This window comes from Rhizobium sp. K33 (assembly GCF_056501445.1).
Genome location: NZ_CP096479.1, coordinates 23960 through 40609, shown reverse-complemented (window position 1 = coordinate 40609; position 16650 = coordinate 23960). Strand labels below are relative to the sequence as shown.

At 59.0% G+C, this 16650-nt stretch carries 14 protein-coding genes and 1 pseudogene; 5 read left to right on the top strand and 10 right to left on the bottom strand.

Annotation, left to right across the window (positions count from 1 at the left end; translation table 11 throughout):
• Nucleotides 1–28 precede the first annotated feature (28 nt).
• The 3 genes from M1E12_RS22255 to M1E12_RS22245 are packed head-to-tail and all read left to right on the top strand — an operon-like array spanning nt 29 to nt 2725.
• Nucleotides 29–997, top strand: a complete 969-nt coding sequence (locus M1E12_RS22255) for a VOC family protein (RefSeq protein WP_479565022.1) — start codon at nt 29–31, stop codon at nt 995–997.
• A 2-nt stretch (nt 998–999) separates the two neighbouring features.
• Nucleotides 1000–1671 (top strand): 4-carboxy-4-hydroxy-2-oxoadipate aldolase/oxaloacetate decarboxylase, encoded by a 672-nt coding sequence (locus M1E12_RS22250; protein WP_479565021.1) that lies wholly within the window; start codon nt 1000–1002, stop codon nt 1669–1671.
• Nucleotides 1664–2725, top strand: coding sequence for a 4-oxalomesaconate tautomerase (locus M1E12_RS22245; RefSeq protein ID WP_479565020.1), 1062 nt, complete (start codon nt 1664–1666; stop codon nt 2723–2725). The genes M1E12_RS22250 and M1E12_RS22245 overlap by 8 nt, the downstream gene beginning before the upstream one ends.
• A 101-nt stretch (nt 2726–2826) precedes the next feature.
• Here the strand turns inward: M1E12_RS22245 and M1E12_RS22240 are convergent, their stop codons facing one another.
• From M1E12_RS22240 to M1E12_RS22215, 6 genes and pseudogenes are all read right to left on the bottom strand, one after another.
• The gene (locus M1E12_RS22240) at nt 2827–3696 is read right to left on the bottom strand and encodes an amidohydrolase family protein (RefSeq protein ID WP_479565019.1); all 870 of its coding nucleotides are present in this window, start codon (nt 3694–3696) and stop codon (nt 2827–2829) included.
• Between the two features lie 19 nt (nt 3697–3715).
• Entirely contained in the window at nt 3716–5653 is a 1938-nt protein-coding gene (locus M1E12_RS22235) for a TRAP transporter permease (protein ID WP_479565018.1), read from the bottom strand.
• Between the two features lie 24 nt (nt 5654–5677).
• The gene (locus M1E12_RS22230) at nt 5678–6607 is read right to left on the bottom strand and encodes a TAXI family TRAP transporter solute-binding subunit (protein ID WP_479565017.1); all 930 of its coding nucleotides are present in this window, start codon (nt 6605–6607) and stop codon (nt 5678–5680) included.
• Between the two features lie 32 nt (nt 6608–6639).
• Nucleotides 6640–7296: a TetR/AcrR family transcriptional regulator gene (locus M1E12_RS22225; RefSeq protein ID WP_479565016.1), complete on the bottom strand. Its 657-nt coding sequence runs from the start codon at nt 7294–7296 to the stop codon at nt 6640–6642.
• 97 nt (nt 7297–7393) lie between these two features.
• A complete protein-coding gene (locus M1E12_RS22220) occupies nt 7394–8110 on the bottom strand; it encodes a LysR substrate-binding domain-containing protein (RefSeq protein WP_479565068.1) in 717 nt (238 codons plus the stop codon).
• A 45-nt stretch (nt 8111–8155) separates the two neighbouring features.
• A pseudogene (locus M1E12_RS22215) lies at nt 8156–8305 on the bottom strand (LysR family transcriptional regulator); the annotation flags it as partial.
• A gap of 62 nt (nt 8306–8367) precedes the next feature.
• Here M1E12_RS22215 and M1E12_RS22210 point away from each other — a divergent pair.
• A complete protein-coding gene (locus tag M1E12_RS22210; protein WP_479565015.1) occupies nt 8368–11199 on the top strand; it encodes an FAD-binding and (Fe-S)-binding domain-containing protein in 2832 nt (943 codons plus the stop codon).
• 103 nt (nt 11200–11302) lie between these two features.
• The gene (locus M1E12_RS22205) at nt 11303–12490 is read left to right on the top strand and encodes a LysR family transcriptional regulator (RefSeq protein WP_479565014.1); all 1188 of its coding nucleotides are present in this window, start codon (nt 11303–11305) and stop codon (nt 12488–12490) included.
• On the opposite strand, the gene M1E12_RS22200 is transcribed toward M1E12_RS22205, so the two are convergent.
• The 4 genes from M1E12_RS22200 to M1E12_RS22185 form a co-directional block, all read right to left on the bottom strand.
• Nucleotides 12485–13366, bottom strand: coding sequence for an NAD(P)-dependent oxidoreductase (locus M1E12_RS22200; protein ID WP_479565013.1), 882 nt, complete (start codon nt 13364–13366; stop codon nt 12485–12487). The two genes, M1E12_RS22205 and M1E12_RS22200, sit on opposite strands and share 6 nt — an antisense overlap.
• A 126-nt stretch (nt 13367–13492) precedes the next feature.
• Entirely contained in the window at nt 13493–13963 is a 471-nt protein-coding gene (locus M1E12_RS22195) for a tripartite tricarboxylate transporter TctB family protein (RefSeq protein ID WP_479565012.1), read from the bottom strand.
• Nucleotides 13960–14961, bottom strand: coding sequence for a tripartite tricarboxylate transporter substrate binding protein (locus M1E12_RS22190; protein WP_479565011.1), 1002 nt, complete (start codon nt 14959–14961; stop codon nt 13960–13962). Before M1E12_RS22190 ends, M1E12_RS22195 begins: the two co-directional genes overlap by 4 nt.
• A gap of 38 nt (nt 14962–14999) precedes the next feature.
• Nucleotides 15000–16496: a tripartite tricarboxylate transporter permease gene (locus M1E12_RS22185; protein WP_479565010.1), complete on the bottom strand. Its 1497-nt coding sequence runs from the start codon at nt 16494–16496 to the stop codon at nt 15000–15002.
• Nucleotides 16497–16650: the final 154 nt, after the last annotated feature.

The following is a 16650-nucleotide window of genomic DNA, read 5'->3' as shown; positions in this document are numbered from 1 at the left end:
CCCTCATCAGCTCAGGGCAGAGGATCTCATGGCCACACCGACAAACCCTTCCTTCGACATCGCGCATCTGGGGCATGTCGAGATGTTTACCGACAAGTTCGAGGAGAGCCTCGACTTCTTCACGCGCGTCTACGGCCTGAAATTGTCTGGACAGGACGAGAGCTCGGCCTATCTGCGCGCGTGGGACGATTACGAGTACTGCTCCTTGAAGCTGACCCGTTCGGACAGAACCGGAATTGGTCATGTCGCCTACAGGGCGGCAAGTCCCGAGGCGCTTGAACGACGGGTCAAGATCATTGAGGCATCTGATTTCAAGGTGATCGGCTGGGTCGATGGCGACCAGAGCCATGGACGGGCGTTTCGCTTCGAGGACCCATTTGGCCATGTTTTCGAGATCTACTGGGATACCAGATGGTATGCGCCCGAGGATCAGCTCGAACAGGCGGCCCTGAAGAATACGGCCTCAGCCTTCACCGGCGCAGCGCCGCGACGACTCGATCATCTCAACCTGTTGAGTTCCGATGTCAGAGAGTTCCGCCGCTTCATGGAGACCTGCCTGGGTGCCCGTGTTACCGAGATCATCCAACTCGACAACGGTCGTCTCGGAGGTTGCTGGTTCACGGTGAACAACAAGACCTATGATCTGGCATGCACGGAGGAACATGGTGGCGGCTTCGCACGGTTGCATCACGTCACCTACGCCACTGACCAACGCGAGGACATCTTGCGGGCAGCAGACATCTTCCTCCAAAACGGCGTGCATATCGAAACAGGGCCGCACAAGCATGCGGTCCAGGGAACGTTCTTCCTCTATGTCTGGGAGCCGGCGGGCAACCGCGTGGAACTCGCCAATTCCGGAGCCAGGCTTATCCTTGCACCCGACTGGCAGCCTGTAGTCTGGACCGAGTCCGACCGCAAGAAGGGCCAGGCTTGGGGACTGAAGACGATCGAAACATTCCACACGCACGGTACACCCCCGGTCAAGAAGGAGCATTGAGCATGGCTGTTGTGGTTCAAAACGTCCAACGCGTTTCACAGGAGGTCATCGACAAACTCGCTGTCGCCGGGGTTGCGACCGTCCATGAGGCGCAGGGGCGTAAGGGCATGCTGGCAAGCTACATGCGCCCGATCTACGCGGGTGCCCAGATTGCTGGCTCAGCTGTGACGATTTCGGCGCCGCCCGGCGACAACTGGATGCTGCATGTGGCCATCGAGCAGCTTAAGGCTGGAGATATCCTGGTGCTTGCACCGACCAGCCCCTGCGACAACGGCTATTTCGGTGATCTTCTGGCGACCTCGGCGAAGGCGCGCGGTTGCCGCGGTCTGGTCATCGATGCCGGTGTGCGTGATATCCGCGACCTGACGGCGATGGGCTTCCCGGTATGGTCGAAGGCGGTCTCCGCACAGGGTACGGTGAAAGAAACACTTGGATCTGTGAATGTTCCAGTTGTCTGTGCAGGCTGCCATGTTGAGGCAGGTGACGTCATCGTCGCCGATGATGACGGTGTTTGCGTGGTCAAGCGGGCAGAGGCCGAAGCTGTGCTCGCGGCCGCAGAAAGGCGGCTTGCGAACGAGGACGCAAAACGTCAGCGGCTCGCCGCGGGTGAGCTTGGCCTCGACATCTACAACATGCGGGCTGCCTTGGCTGCGAAAGGTTTGAAGTATGTCTGACGAACAGGGGATCCGATGCCTCTGGATGCGCGGGGGCACGTCAAAGGGAGCCTATTTCCTCAAGGATGACCTTCCGAGCGATCCGTACAAGCGAGATGCCCTGTTGCTGCGGATCATGGGGTCTCCGGATCCTCGTCAGATTGACGGAATCGGTGGCGCGGATCCCCTGACTTCCAAGGTGGCGATCCTTTCTCCCTCGACGAGGCAGGACGCTGACGTGGACTACCTGTTTTTGCAGGTTTTTGTCGACCAGGCGCTGGTCAGTGATGCGCAGGGCTGCGGTAACATCCTGGCGGGCGTCGGACCGGCCGCGCTGGAGCGCGGTCTCGTGGCTATTGCGGGTGAGGAGACGTCGGTCCGCATTCACATGGTGAACACCGGCGAGGTGGCGGTCGCCCGTATTCAAACCCCGTACGGCAAGGTGTCTTACAAGGGGAGCGCCGAGATTGCCGGCGTACCCGGTCACCACGCCGCAGTTCCGCTGCTGTTCATGAACACCGCGGGTTCCAAGTGTGGCAGCCTCCTGCCCACCGGAAACGTTGTTGATGTGGTTGACGGTGTCGAGATGACCCTCATCGACAACGGCATGCCCTGCGTCATCATGCGGGCGTCCGACTTCAACCTCTCGGGGCACGAGACCCGTGAGGAAATTGAGGCGAATGAGGCTCTCAAAGCGCGCATTGAGGCCATTCGCCTGAAGGTGGGGCCGATGATGAACCTCGGTGACGTCACCACGGCTTCGGTGCCCAAGATGACACTGGTCTCCAAATCCCAGTCAGGTGGCGCCATCTCCACGCGCAGCTTCATTCCGCATCGGGTGCATGCGACCGTAGGCGTCTTCGCCGCCATCACCGTTGCAACGGCCACACGCCTTGCCGGCAGCCCTGCGCAGGACCTGGCGGTCCAGCCTTCCGATGGCCGCTATCAGATTGAGCATCCGACCGGCTCGATGGAGGTCTTTCTCGATATCGGTGATGACGGGGAGTTGCTCGGCGCGGGATCGGTTCGTACCGCGCGCAAGCTGTTCGATGGCATGGTTTTTCCTGCTCCCTAACCCTTGGACCTCACCATTGCGAATGAAAGAAGAGGGACCGGCTCTCGCGTCCGGTCCCTCTTCCATATCCTTCGGGCGGTGGTCCGGCCAATGCGACTTTCTCAATCGGCCCAGTAAAGACGGGTGGGATTGTCCACCAGCAGTGCCTGAAACTGTTCAGCCTGTGGCGCGATGATCTTGAGAAGATCAACAAGCGCACCGTCATCAGGCATGTTCTCGTAGATATTCGGGTGCGGCCAATCTGTTCCCCATAGGACGCGGTCCGGAAAGCGCTCGACCAGGAGGCGCCCGTACTGGGCGGCATCTTCGAAAGGCGGACCCGTTCGCGAGAGGCGTTCCGAGCCGCTGACCTTTACCCAGAATTTATCATCCTGAAGTAGGTCTAGTAACAACCGAAAAGCTGGTTGTTCTGGGCCCTTAGAGACATCGATGCGTCCCATGTGATCGATCACCAGCGTCAGGTCCAGGCTTTTCAGAAACGGCGCGAGTTCCTCAAGGCGGAAAGCGTCGAAATGAACAACGGCATGCCATCCGAGGGGCCGAATCTTCTCTACAATCTCGACGATCGCATCTTTATCCGCTGGTGCGCCAAGATGGGTGACGAAATTGAAGCGCACGCCCCGGACCCCGGCTGCATGCAGCTCTTGCAACTCTTCCTGCGTTATCGTCCGTTCGACCATGGCAATGCCACGATAGTTGTCGCCACCAGCGAGAAGTGCGTCGACCATCGCACGGTTATCCTTGCCATGGCAGCTCGCCTGCACAATGACGGAGCGCTCGAAACCGAGGTGACGATGCAGCGCAAACAGCGTCTCCTTCGGCGCATCAATCGGAGTGTATGTGCTCGACGCCGCGAAAGGGAAAGCTGCTGCCGGTCCGAACACGTGGCAGTGCGCGTCACAGGCGCCAGCGGGAAGGCTGACGTCCGGCTTCTTTGGATTGGGATGGAAGGGCAGTGCTTCTTTGCTCATGATTATGCTTTCTGGAATGTCAGGATGAAGCGGGGGTGCTGATGGCTTGCCCATGGCTTCTGGCGATCTTGAACAGTGTCGCGCCGATGATGATGACTCCGGCAAGCCTCGCTGCGATGCTTGTAACGTCAAGCGAAGCAACGGAGGTCGGCCATGCAAGGAGACCGCTACCAAGGATGAGTAGGACCCGCTCGACAACGGTCATTACTCGTCCGAGCCAGCCTGCAAAACTGAGCGTGAGCGCGGTCACCACGAGGGTTGCCAGGATGATGCCGAGCACGATGTCGAGGGCCGTGCCGATCATCAAGATGCCCGGCATCGTGACAAACAAGAATGGGACAAGGAGTTTTACGAAGCCGAGGCGTATCGATTCCATCGCCGTGGCATTTGCGTCCGCGCCGGAAATGCTGGCTGCAGCATATGCAGCCAGGGCAACAGGTGGCGTGATCGCGGACACGAGACCGAAATAGAAGATGAACATGTGTGCCGAGATCGCGGGCATACCGAGTCTTGTCAGCGCCGGCGCCACCAGAACGGCGAGCAAGAGATATGCCGCCGAGGTTGGCAGGCCCATACCAAGCACAAAGGAAGCAAGTGCTGTCAGAATGAGAATGAGCGCGAGGCTGGAACCGCCAACCTCGACAATGAGGCTCGAAAGCATCAAGCCCATGCCGGTCAGGTTGAGCACGCCAATGACCACACCCGCTGCCGCCACGGCCGCGACGATGGGCAGCGTCGAAATGAGGGTGTCCCGGCAGACGAGGAGAAGATCGGTCACACCGACACGGGTGGCCCGTCTCCAGGGGCTTATGGCGAGCGCGAAAATCAGGCAGTAGACGGCAGCGCGCGTCGGGGTCATTCCCAAAGCCAGAAGCACAATCAGGCCGACAAGTGGGACCAGCAGATAACCGCGTCGCAGAAGCGTTTCGCGCAGAAGCGCCAGTCCGCCGTCCCGGTCGATCGCAAGGTTCTGCCGGCCAGCTTCAAGTCGGACAGAAATCATCAAAGCCAGGACATAGAGCAGACCCGGGACGAGGGCCGCGAGGGCAATCTGGCTGTATGGCACGCCAACGATCTCGGCCATGAGGAAGGCAGCAGCACCCATGACCGGCGGAAGGATCTGGCCGGCCGAAGAGGCTGCTGCTTCAATGGCGCCCGCCAGGACCGGCGAATATCCCACCCGCTTCATCAGCGGGATCGTGAACGTGCCTGTGGTAACTACATTGGCAACGGCACTGCCGTTGATCGTTCCAAGAAGCGCGCTCGAGAGGGCGGCAGAAAGGCCGGGGCCTCCCTGCACGCGGCCGGTGATCCCCCGCGCAATATCCACAAAGACCTCGCCTGTACCGATCTTCATCAGCAAGGTGCCGAGCAGAGCAAAGAGGAAAATGTATTCGACGGCGACGCCCATGGGCACGCCATAGAACCCTTCCGTAGACAGCAGGATTGTGGACGTGAGCCGAGCAAGGTCATAGCCTCCGTGGCCGTATTTGCCGGGAATCAGATAACCGAAATAGGCATAGACAAGCGACAGGACTGCGAGAAGCAGCAGTGCCCATCCGACGGAATACCGAACCAGCACCAGCACGGCGATCAATGTACCAACGAAGACATAGCGGTCTGCTGGTGAAGACATTGCCCCGTTCATGATAATGTCGAGATAGGAATGCCAGAGATATGGGCCGGCGATCGCGGCGATTGCCGAAAGTCCATAGAACGCAAGGCGCTGTGGCCGCGAACTGCACCTTAATCCGATCGCCGCGAGGCCTGCGGCCGATACGGCCGAGAGAAAGCTCGAGCGCAGCAGCAATGCGGTGATGCCCCCAAAGAAGGCGCCGTAGACCACGAGGGTCGTGACAACCACTGCCAGCGCCACATACAAGATCGAAACCACATTGGTTTCGCGCGGACCAGCAGACGAATTCGCCAGCCGCAGTGTTCCGAGAACATCACGCATCGCAACTACCCTTGTCGATCTGACTTACTTCTTGCCGTCGAAATATTGCTGAGCAGCAGGATGCAGCGGTACGGGCGTCTCGGGTGCAGTCGCCAGCGAAATGGCCTTTGCTTGCGGATGGACCTGTGACAGTTCGTCAAGATGCTCGAAGATCGCCGTCATAATGCCGCCGATCATTTCGTCACTGGCGCTCTGGACGGTGAACAACGTCGCTGGGTCGTTGATCGCTTGAACCGGTTCGGTTTGTCCCTGGTATGTCCCGGCAGCGATTTCATAGGGCTGGTAGAAGGGGTACTCTGCGACAAGGGATTCGAGCTTTTCCGGATCGGCAGACAGAAGCTGCATCTCCTTCTGAGCGCCAAGGTCGATGAGCGCGGCCGTCGGGGCCCCGGCGAGCACTACGGCAGCGTCGATGGTACCGTTGATCAGAGCGGCTGTGCCTTCGTTGTAGGAGAGGAACTGCACGTTGCCCGCGTCGAACACCTCGTAGGCCTCAAGCAGCCTTTGGGCGAGGACCGCAGAGTTCGAGCCAGGCGGTCCCATGTTGATGCGCTTGCCTGCGAGATCCTCGAAGCTTTGAATGCCACTCGACTTTAAAGCTGCTATCTGCAGAACGGCTGGATAGAGGTTTGCCATGCCTGCAACTGGCAGTGCCTCATCAAAGGGGCCTTCACCCTTGCTGGCTTCGAACAGGGTGGAAGAAGAAGACAGACCGAAGGTCATCTGCCCGGCTGCAACGCGCCGAATATTCTCGACCGAGGCCCCGGTTACCTCAGCGCGTGCCGTTGTGTTCGGCATGTGCTTGTTCAGCAGTTCCGCGATGCCGGCTCCAATCACGTAGAAGAGCCCGCCGGTGCCGCCAGTGCCAATGGAAATTCGTTCCTGTGCGGCAACCGGTGTGACAATGACCGCTACTGCAAGGCCTGCAGCAGCGAAGTTTTTAAGTATGTTCATAGGTTCCTCCTCCCATTGTGAACGAGCTGTCTTCAGCTCACCTGATGTGATGACGTTGTTGATGCCTTGAGTCCGCGAAAGCTGTAAAAGGTGGCTTCCACCAGATGTTGAATTGCAGCGTTGCGGTCGTTGCCGTCTACCTGGCCGCCGGACAGCCGTGTCACACGGTCCGGATTGATGAGCGCATAGTAGAGCGCGCCAAGGAGAAACTGGCTGCGCCAGACAAGTCCTTCCTGGTCGGCGCCTGGAACGCAGTCGGCGATCGCTTCGATGAAGATACGACTGGTGTCATCGAAGGCCTCGGCAATGATCAACTGGGCATCCGCGTTGTTTTCAGCCGAGAGGATCGCACGCATGCGGGTGAATTCGGCGCCACCACCGTCATGATCGGATGACGACATATACGCTGGAACGACATAGGCGCGCAGGACGGCAATGAGGCGTTCGTCCGGATCACGGAGCCGTTTCGCTTCACCGAGCAGTTCGAGACGGCGCGCATTCATCGGTTGCGTGTGTCGCTCGTAGATCTGTCGCAGGAGATTGGCCTTGGATCCGAAGTGATAAGTGAGGCTGCCAAGATTGGCATCCGCCTCCTTCGCGATGTCCCGCATCGAGACTGCATTGTATCCGCTCTGGGAGAAGAGACGGATGGCTGCGTCCAGAAGGGCTTCTTTCGTGTTGTTGCGCATGATCGTGCCTTGTTCGCTTGGCCAGTTTTCTTGTACATATGTACAAATTAACGACGTGTCAACGCGCAAGCGCGCGGGTTCCGCTTTGGGATGCGGGTCAGCTAATGAGCGGTATCTCTCTATGCAACTGGTCGCGAAACGCCTGTGCCAGCGGCGCAAGCGCTCGACGCTTTGGCTCGATCAGATATAAGGTTCTCTGCAAATGGAGGTCCTCGACCGGCACGAAGGTAATCTGCGGGTCGTTGAACAGCAGGACTGCGTTTCGGGGCAGTAGCGCGATACCTAAGCCAGCCCTTATCATGCAAAGCTGGCCGATTGTCGAATGGGCATTGATCCGGGTCTGCATCAGAACGGGCGGCAAATCGCTGGCGGCGAGAAGTTGATGGGTGCCGGTCTGCGGTGTCAACCCGATCAGAGGGCGGTCCTCCAGATCCTCGAGTTTGACTGCCTTTTTCGTTAGCGGATCATCGATGCGGCAGGCAAGGCCGAAGTGATCGCGCAAGATCTCCCTTTGGTACAGGTCCGACGACTGCATTGCCCGACCAGCTACAGCAAGGTCCAAGCGCCCCTCGGCCACCATTTGGGCCAGGGTTTCAGCGACATCGTCGTGGATCACGCACCGCACCTCGGGTTTGTCGGACAGAAATATGGCCAGCTGCGGTGCCACGAGGGTTGAAATGGCAGACGGAGAGGCGCCGAGTAACAAAGCGCCCATTTCCAGGCCAGCCCGTTGGCGAAGACGAGTGACCGCGATGTCAAGACCATCCAGAAGCGGTCTACTGTCTTCGAGAAACGCGCGCGCTAGCGGTGTCATTGTCGGTGGTCGGCTCCTGCGATCAAAGAGCGGGGCGCCCACTGCTTCTTCCAGATGGCGGATTAGCTCTGAAAGCGCAGAAGGGACAATGCCTAGCCTCCCGGCCGCAGCCTGAAAACTTCCGCACTCTTCGATGGCAGATAACGCACGAAGGTGCCGAAGGTTTAGATTCAAGTTTTCCGAATTTATCTTCATCTAATTCTATTTTCATAAATATCCCGGCTGGGTCAAGATAGAGGGTAGCAGAGGAGAGTTTTTTGAATCAGTCGTCTCTATCGCTATTGCCGCTGCAAGGGTTCTCACGTCAGCTTCGCGCGCACGGTTTCACGGGCGAGGTCGAGGCCGACAGCGCGTTGCGCGCGGCGATGTCGACGGACAACTCTATCTATCAGATCATACCTGACGTTATCGTTTCGCCCCGCCACGCTCAGGATGTCGTGGTGCTGTTGGCGGTGCTGGAACTGCCTGAGTTCGCGGGTCTCGCTGTGACGGCTCGTGGTGGTGGAACAGGTACGAACGGTCAAAGCCTGAATCATGGTGTCATCGTGGATCTGCGTCGGCACATGAACCGGCTCCTTCGCCTGGATGAGGTGGAGGGTTGGGCGGATGTCGAACCCGGAATGGTGCTCGATGATCTGAATGAGCAGATCAGGCACACTGGCTGGTTCTTTGCGCCGGAAACTTCGACCTCAAGCCGGTGCACGATTGGCGGCATGGTCAGCACGGACGCGTCGGGGAAGGGCTCCCGTGTCTACGGAAAGACCTCTGACAACGTGCTTGGACTACAGCTTGCGTCGCCGCATGGTGTTCTGGATAGCATGGTCGATCCTCCCATCTGGGCCCATGACATGCTGGCGAGGGCTGAATTGGCCGCACGAAAGGGCAGGGAAGCGTTCGTCGCGGCAACGCCTCGTCTCAATCGCCGCTTCACCGGGTATGACCTGGAGCGGGCCTGTCCTGAGTCGGGTGGCTTCGAATGGTGGCGCCTGTTTCTCGGCGCAGAGGGAACGCTTGGCTTGCTTTGCGGCATCCGCGTAAAGCTTCGTCGCATCGAGCGGGAGAAACATCTCATCGTCGCCGGCTTCAGTGATTTTCGCGCAGCCGTTGCGGCAGCGACGCCGCTTCTTGCCGCAGACCCAACGGCGATTGAAGTCATGGATGAGACGGTGCAAGCCCTCGCGGAGAATGCAGGGCTGCTGCGGCGTCTTCCGCCAGCGCTTCGTCAAGCTGAGGGAGAACGCGTCGCCTATGTCTTCATCGAACTCAATGGCGATGATCCGGCTCTCCTTCAGCAGAAGGCCGGTCACTGCATAGATATTCTCGAAGATCTTGAGGGCTGCGGTGCCATCTATGCCAGTTCGACGCCGGCCGAAATTCGGGAATTGTGGGCCATCCGCTCAGCTGGCGTCGGATTGTTGGGAAAGATCAAGGGAAAATCGCGTCCAGTTGCCTTCGTGGAGGATGCCGTGGTTCCGCCAGAACATCTGCCGGCTTTTCTCGACGAGTTCCTCAATTTAATGTCAAAACATGGGCTGGGCTTCGGAATCTATGGTCACGTCGACGTCGGTTGTCTGCATATCCGGCCCGCCCTCAACATCGACAGTGTCGAGGACCGCAGCAAGTTGGTTGCCGTTTCGGATGCCGTCTTTGGATTGACGCGCAGATACGGTGGCATCTTCTGGGGTGAACACGGGAAGGGCGTCAGAGGAGCCTATTTGCGCCAATTCATCGGCCCTGAGGCCTATGCTGCTCTGCAGGACGTCAAGAAAGCGTTCGATCCGCAAGACCGTTTCAACCCTGGCAAGCTTGTGAGTAACGGAGCGGAAATCTTCCAGATCGGGACGACACCGTTTCGTGCATTCAATGCTGCTGAGGACGATCCGCTTTCGAACGCGTTTCGTTGCAATGGCAATGCCCAGTGCCTGAGCTATGCCAGCACGACCCCCATGTGCCCCAGCTTCAAGGCAAGCGCGGATGTGCGACAAAGCCCCAAGGGTCGTGCTGACGCTCTTCGTGCCTGGCATCACGCCAGAAGCGGTGGCGCTCCGGACCTGTCTCAGCAGGAAGCAGACCTCATGGGCGCTCTCGATACCTGTCTGGGCTGCAAGGCCTGCACAACAAGCTGCCCGGTCCAGGTGGACATTCCGACCATGCGTAGCGCGTTCTTGTCCGACTACTACGCTCGCCACCTGAGGCCTTTATCTCAACATCTTCTGCTTTGGGCCGAGCGCGTCAGCCCCAGACTGCAGGCCGTTGCACGGATGATATCCCCTGTCTGGCCGGCGGCGGTCAGTATTGGGCAAAAACTGATGGCATGCGAGGACCTGCCACGGCATATCGCGCATGTGCCGCGGAAGTTGTGGCTTACGAAGACGGAGCTAGAGCAGCCTCTTGCCAGCGGCACCGTGATCATCGTGCAAGACTGGTTCACCGCGCTCTTTGATGCAGACGTACAGCTTGGAGCCGTGGCCGGTTTTCAGGCCTTGGGTTACCAGCCTCGTCTTCTGCCAATGCTGCCGGCCGGCAAAACCGCCCTCTCTTCCGGGGATCTGGTGGGATTTCGTCGGCTGGCCAGGCGCCTCGCCACGCAGCTTTCAAGGGCAGCGGACACGGGTGCACCACTCGTTGCCTTTGAGCCTGCCTTCGCGCTGATGCTGCGTCAAGACTATGTTCGGGAGGGGCTGCGGCTTCCACCGGTGCTGCTGCCGCAGGAATTTTTGGCAAACGAAGCGGAGCATAGGCGGTTTCCCCAAGCCACGAATGCAGGAAAGACTCGCTTGCTTTCCCATTGCACCGAGAGCACAGGCGTGTCAGACGCTGGAGCGCTCTGGGAAAAAGTCTTTGCAGCGATCGGCATCGAGTTGACGACACCACAAACGGGATGTTGCGGAATGGCCGGTTTGTTTGGCCACCAGAAGCGCCATCAAACCATGTCACGCAAGCTCTTCGATATGTCCTGGCGCAGTCATACCGAGGCAAAAGACAAATTGGTGGCGACCGGATATTCTTGTCGCTGCCAGACCGAACGCTTGTCGGGGCGCAGGATTGACCACCCCCTCGCGCTGATTGCGCAGGTTCTAAGGCGTTAGCGCTACTTTCAGGGACTTCGCCTATGCCGGCGGAGTAGGCAAGGAAGTGGAAGACGGCAACCGGAAGCCGACAAGTCCCTGTGTGCGAGGCTGCGGAGGAAACATGCTGGCCAGCATTCGTCATCTTAGAATGTTCGTGATCCTCGGGCAGACCAATTCCGTGACCCGTGCGGCCGAGCTTACGCACGTTTCCCAACCGGCGGTAACACAAGCCATGGCAAAGCTTGCCCGCGACAGCGGCCACACTCTCTTCAAGCGTGGCGCGCAGGGCCTTTTCCTGACGGAAGCCGGCGAACGTCTTCACTACCGAGCCAGCCGGGCGCTAAGGATGCTCGACCAGGCGACTGCGGATATGGACCGTAGCATCCGCATCCAGGTGACTTGGCATCAACTCCAGGCGCTGATCGCCGTGACCGAGACCGAGAACTTCACTTTGGCGGCGCTTCGCCTGAGCCTTGCTCAGCCAACAGTGCACCGAGCAACCACCACGCTGGAAAAGGCAGCGGGACTCGAGTTCTTTCAACGTACGGCTCACGGGCTGATCTCAACCCGTGGAGGCCTACAACTGGCTCAAGCAGCCCGGCTGGCCTTGGCCGAGATGGATCAGGCCGAAGCGGATCTCGCGACCCTTGACGGTCGTGAGGTCGGACGCATTGTTATCGGGGCACTGCCACTCTCCCGATCCGGCTGGCTGCCGAAAGCAATTTTATCGTTTCGCAAGACGCGTCCTCGTTTTCCCTTCCAGGTCATCGACGGCCGTTATGACGAACTGCTTCTGGAACTGCGGCGGGGCGAAATCGACATGATGCTGGGCGCACTACGTCTTCCCAGCCCGATTGAGGACATTCATCAAGAACGCCTCTTCAATGATGAGGTGGTAATCGTTGCCCGCCGCGATCATCCCCTTCTGTCAAAAGCAAAGCTGGCTTCAGAGGATCTACTCTCATATCCCTGGGTTATGCCGCGGCGGTCGACGCCGATGCGAGGTGTTCTTGATGCATATTTCGCCGACCGGGCGCCGAGCGACATAGCAGAAACGTCCTCTGTCATCATGATGCGAGAGATGCTGCGCGAGAGCGATTATCTCGGAGGGCTTTCCCGGATGCAGGCGGAAGTCGAATCAGCCACGCTCGCGATCCTCCCCGTGACTGTGCCAAACGCGATGCGTCCCATCGGCATCACCACCCGTGCGGATTGGGAGCCGACACGGGCGCAGCGCGACTTTCTGAACCTGCTGCGACAGACCGCACAAGAGGCTTCTCTCCCGGGGGCTGAGCGCCAAGGTCTATGAGTCGAGGCGATCCAAAATCGCATCGGCCCGATCGCGATACGTGTCCGGGGTCTGTGGCAATAGGAGTTCGCCTATACGCTGCTGCCACTCCACTGTGGCGCTAGCCAGGCCGTTGGGAAGCCCAAGTTCAGCAAGAGTAACGGCTACTTCGCGCATTTCGGCTGCACGCCTGCGACCATGCACCATCATACGTTCCAGATTGTATGCCGCCTGGCGCGTCCAGTCGATCTCCGGGTTTGAGGCTTGAAGCGAGCCCAGAACCCGATCTTCGATACCCGCACGACGGGCGGCTAGCAGGCATTCGGCCGTCAGGGCCTCCATGCCCTTGATCATGACCGAGCGGATCATCTTGATGGCTGAGGCTTCGCCCACCTCTTGCCCAGATATCTCCGCCTGCATTTCCAACGCCGTCAAAAGATCAAGGGCTTCGTTTGCGTGTGGACCAGCAATCAGGAGCGGTGTGCGATGGAGTTTCGGATAGACGGGTGACATGATGGCGACATCGACGTACCGCCCATCAGCTGCACCAATGATCTCGGCGGCACGGCGCTTGGCGCCGGGCGAGCAACTGTTGCCGTCAAACCAGAAAGCGCCCTTCTTGAGGTGGGGGGCAGCTTGTTCGGCCGCCGCAACGGCGCGATCTGCCGTGACCAGGCAAAAGACCGCCCCGGCGTCGCGCAGGACATCGGCACGATCGGCTCCAAGCACTACGCCCGTTGCAGCGGCGCGCTGCCTTGGAGTGGCACCTTCGGTGTCCTGATTTTCGTCGAAAGCGTGGATTTCGAATGAGAAGTCCCGGCCTAAGCCTTTCATGAACGCCTCGGCGGCCTCACCGAAACCGATAAAGGCAAGTTGGGGTATGGCGGGCACGCTCATGGCTATATCCTTGAAAATGTCATCATCTTGATGCGGGTAACGGTCTTCGATGGAGCCCACGTCGTCGCAAGGGCGGAAGGAGGCTCCAATAAGAGCAGGAGCTGGTCCGGTTCAAGCTAGCCTGGCTTACGGCATAGGCAGGCCAAGCAGCTTTCCAAACAGTAGCACTGCAATTAGCCATGTTCCGACACCTGTTGCCAGGCCGCGGATCAGGCGCTGCTCACCAGAGAAAAGGAATGTGACACAGGTGGCAGCAATAGCGATGGCAGGCGGCAGACCGATCCAGCTCACGCCAAGCAAACAGACGACAAATATGCCGAAGGCCATCAACGCGCGGTGGCTCGAGGAGTAATCTGGACGCTCGTCCCGAAAATCTCCTCGCAAGAGAAGTGCCAGGTAGGTGAACGAACAGATAATCCCGAAAACCGCGACCTGCTCAGGCAATGCGCCAGGTCCCGTATCACCCGTCGAGTGGCCGGACGGCAGCGCCAGAGCCAAGATCAGGAAACCGGTACTTGCGGCAAGGCATACACCGGCGGCGATGATGTCGCTGACCGGGAAGACCCGGCCAGCCATTGTGTTGTTGTCAGGCGTCATTTCACGAAACCGGTCGCCTTGAGGAACTCAGACTGCTCCTCAAGATCTTGTTTAACCCGCTCGGTGAATTCCTTTTCACCCCAGTTCGGGCTGTCCTGGAACTGTTCCTCCTGGAATTTTTTCCATTCGGCAGATGCTGTGACCTTGTCGATCGCCGTCTGGATCGTAGCCACTACGTCGTCCGGGGTGCCCGCCTTAACCGCTATACCGCGCCAGATTGCACCTTCCAGATCGAACCCCTGTTCTTTGAACGTAGGGGCATCGGGCAGGAAGGGGGAGCGCTCAGCGGTGGAAACACCCAGAAGACGAAATTCTCCACTCTTCACCTGGGAAAGGCCTGTCGATGGCGTCATCATGGCCGCGTCAATGTGTTTGCCGAGCAGGCCAAGGGTTACCTTGCCCGAGGCGTCGTGCGGGATCCAGCCGCTCTCGAAGCCACCCTGCTTCATCAGTTGATAGAGCATGTACTGGTGAAAGCCGCCGGACGAGTGGCCGCCCACCTTTAGGCCATTGGGGTTTTGCTTCATGTAATCGACGAAGTCGGCAACCGTCTTGTATGGGCTGTCGCTGGAAACGGCGAGCGACGAAGGTTCTGATTGCATAGCGCGGAGGAGACGCAGGTCTTCGACCTTGAACGGAATCAGGCCTTGGGCGATGCCAAAGGTCAATGTGCCGGTCAGCACAAGGATGTTATGGCCGTCGGCGGGTTGCGTAACGATCTGGGAAAGCCCGACTGCGCCACTTCCGCCCGGTCGGTTGTCCACCTTGATCGTCCACCCAGCTTCTTTTTCGAGCAGTTCGGCAAGCTTGCGCCCGTAGGTGTCGAGGGCGCCGCCGGCGCCGGACCAGATAACTATGCTGACCGGCTTTTCTGGGTACTCTGCAGAGGCCTGCTGTGGCAGTGAAAACGCCGTCGTAATAGCAGCGCATACAATGGCACCGGCTGAGCGCAGCAGCTTTGAAACGCCATGACCGCGCTTGTCTTTCATATATCGCATGTCTCTCTCCCAGTTCTGGATTGTGTGGCTTTCGCGGCTCAGGCCGCTGCTTCCACGGATTTACGACGTGCCCTCCAGGCACGGCGGATAGGCACGGCTACGCTGACCAAGCTCAAAGCGAGGAACAGTGCGCTGATGGGATCTGTGAGGAATACCGTGTAATCACCCTGCGACGAGACAAGTGCCACGCGGTAGTTGGACTCGACCAGATATCCTAGAACCATCGCCAGGATGATCGGTGCGACGGGGAAACTCAGCTTCTTCATGATGTAGCCGAGCAGCCCGAAGCCAAGTGTCATCCATACGTCAAACATCAGATTGCGAATGGCGAAGGCGCCGAGCACAGCGAAGGTGAGGATGCCGGCGGCAATCACTGCATCGGGCAATAGAACGGTACGTGCCATGATAGGCAGGAACAATGACCCCACCAGATATTGCACAAGCGACGCGATGATGACGCCGAACAAAATGGCGTAGACGAGCGTCGGCTGCTCGGTAAATAGTTGCGGGCCCGGATGAAGGCCGTGCATGATGAGCGCGCCCATCATGATAGCAGTAGTAGGTGAACCCGGCACTCCAAGCGCCAGCAATGGGACCAGCGCTCCGCCGACTGTAGCGTTGTTGGAAGCCTCCGGCGCGGCGATGGCATTTGCAGAGCCCTTGCCGTATTCCTCAGGGTGCTTGTCGCGGGCGCGGGCATAGTCCCGCGCTACCCAACAGGCGATATTGCCGCCAACCCCCGGCAGAATTCCGAGCAGTGTACCAATGACAGAGCCCGACAGCATGGAGCGCCAAGTCTCCTTGATGAGTTTGCGGGACATGAACACATGGCCGACGCGGCTTTTGGCGAGCTGCATCTTTCGACCGTGCTTCTCGGCCAATGAGATCGCTTCGGAGACGGCAAATAACCCGATCAACGCAGCCAAAAACGGCACACCCTCGTAAAGTTCGAACATTGAAAATGTGAAACGGGGTGTACCTGAAATGGGATCGATCCCGACAGTGGCCAGCGCCAAGCCGAGAACGGCGCCGAGTAGACCTTTGACGAGTGAGCCACCTGAAAGTGCTGCAACTGACGTGAGGCCGAAGAGGCCGACGGCGAAGTACCCTGCGGGGCCAAACTGAAGGGCCAGCTTCGCCAGGGGCATTGCAAGCAGCAGAAGTGCAAGGCCACCCAGAATACCGCCGACAGTCGACGCCGTGAGCGAAATCGATATAGCTTGGTTAGCTTGCCCCTTCTGAGCCATCGCATAACCGTCAATGGCCGTGGCTGCAGCTGCGGCTGTCCCCGGTGTGGATAGCAGGATAGCACTAATCGAGCCGCCGTACTCCGCTGAGGTGTATAGCGAGATCATCAGCAGCATGCTGAGCTCGGGCGACATTGAGTAGGTGAATGGAATCAGAAGACTGAGACCAATTGAGGGGCCGAGACCGGGAATTGCGCCGATGATAATGCCGAGAAGCGCGCCGACGAGCAGGACAGCAAGCCCGGACAAGCTAAAGATCACGCCGAGAGACTGAATAATTCCGTCCACCGTTCCCTCCCAATTATGTTGGCTTGGTGTGCCCCTCCCGGACGCACCTCAGCCGAGGCCTTTTGTGGACTCTGCTAGCTGCATCCACAATTCAGAACACTCGAGGTTGGGATAAGATTATGCTATTGCTCATCAAGGCGGCGGCTGCACCTCA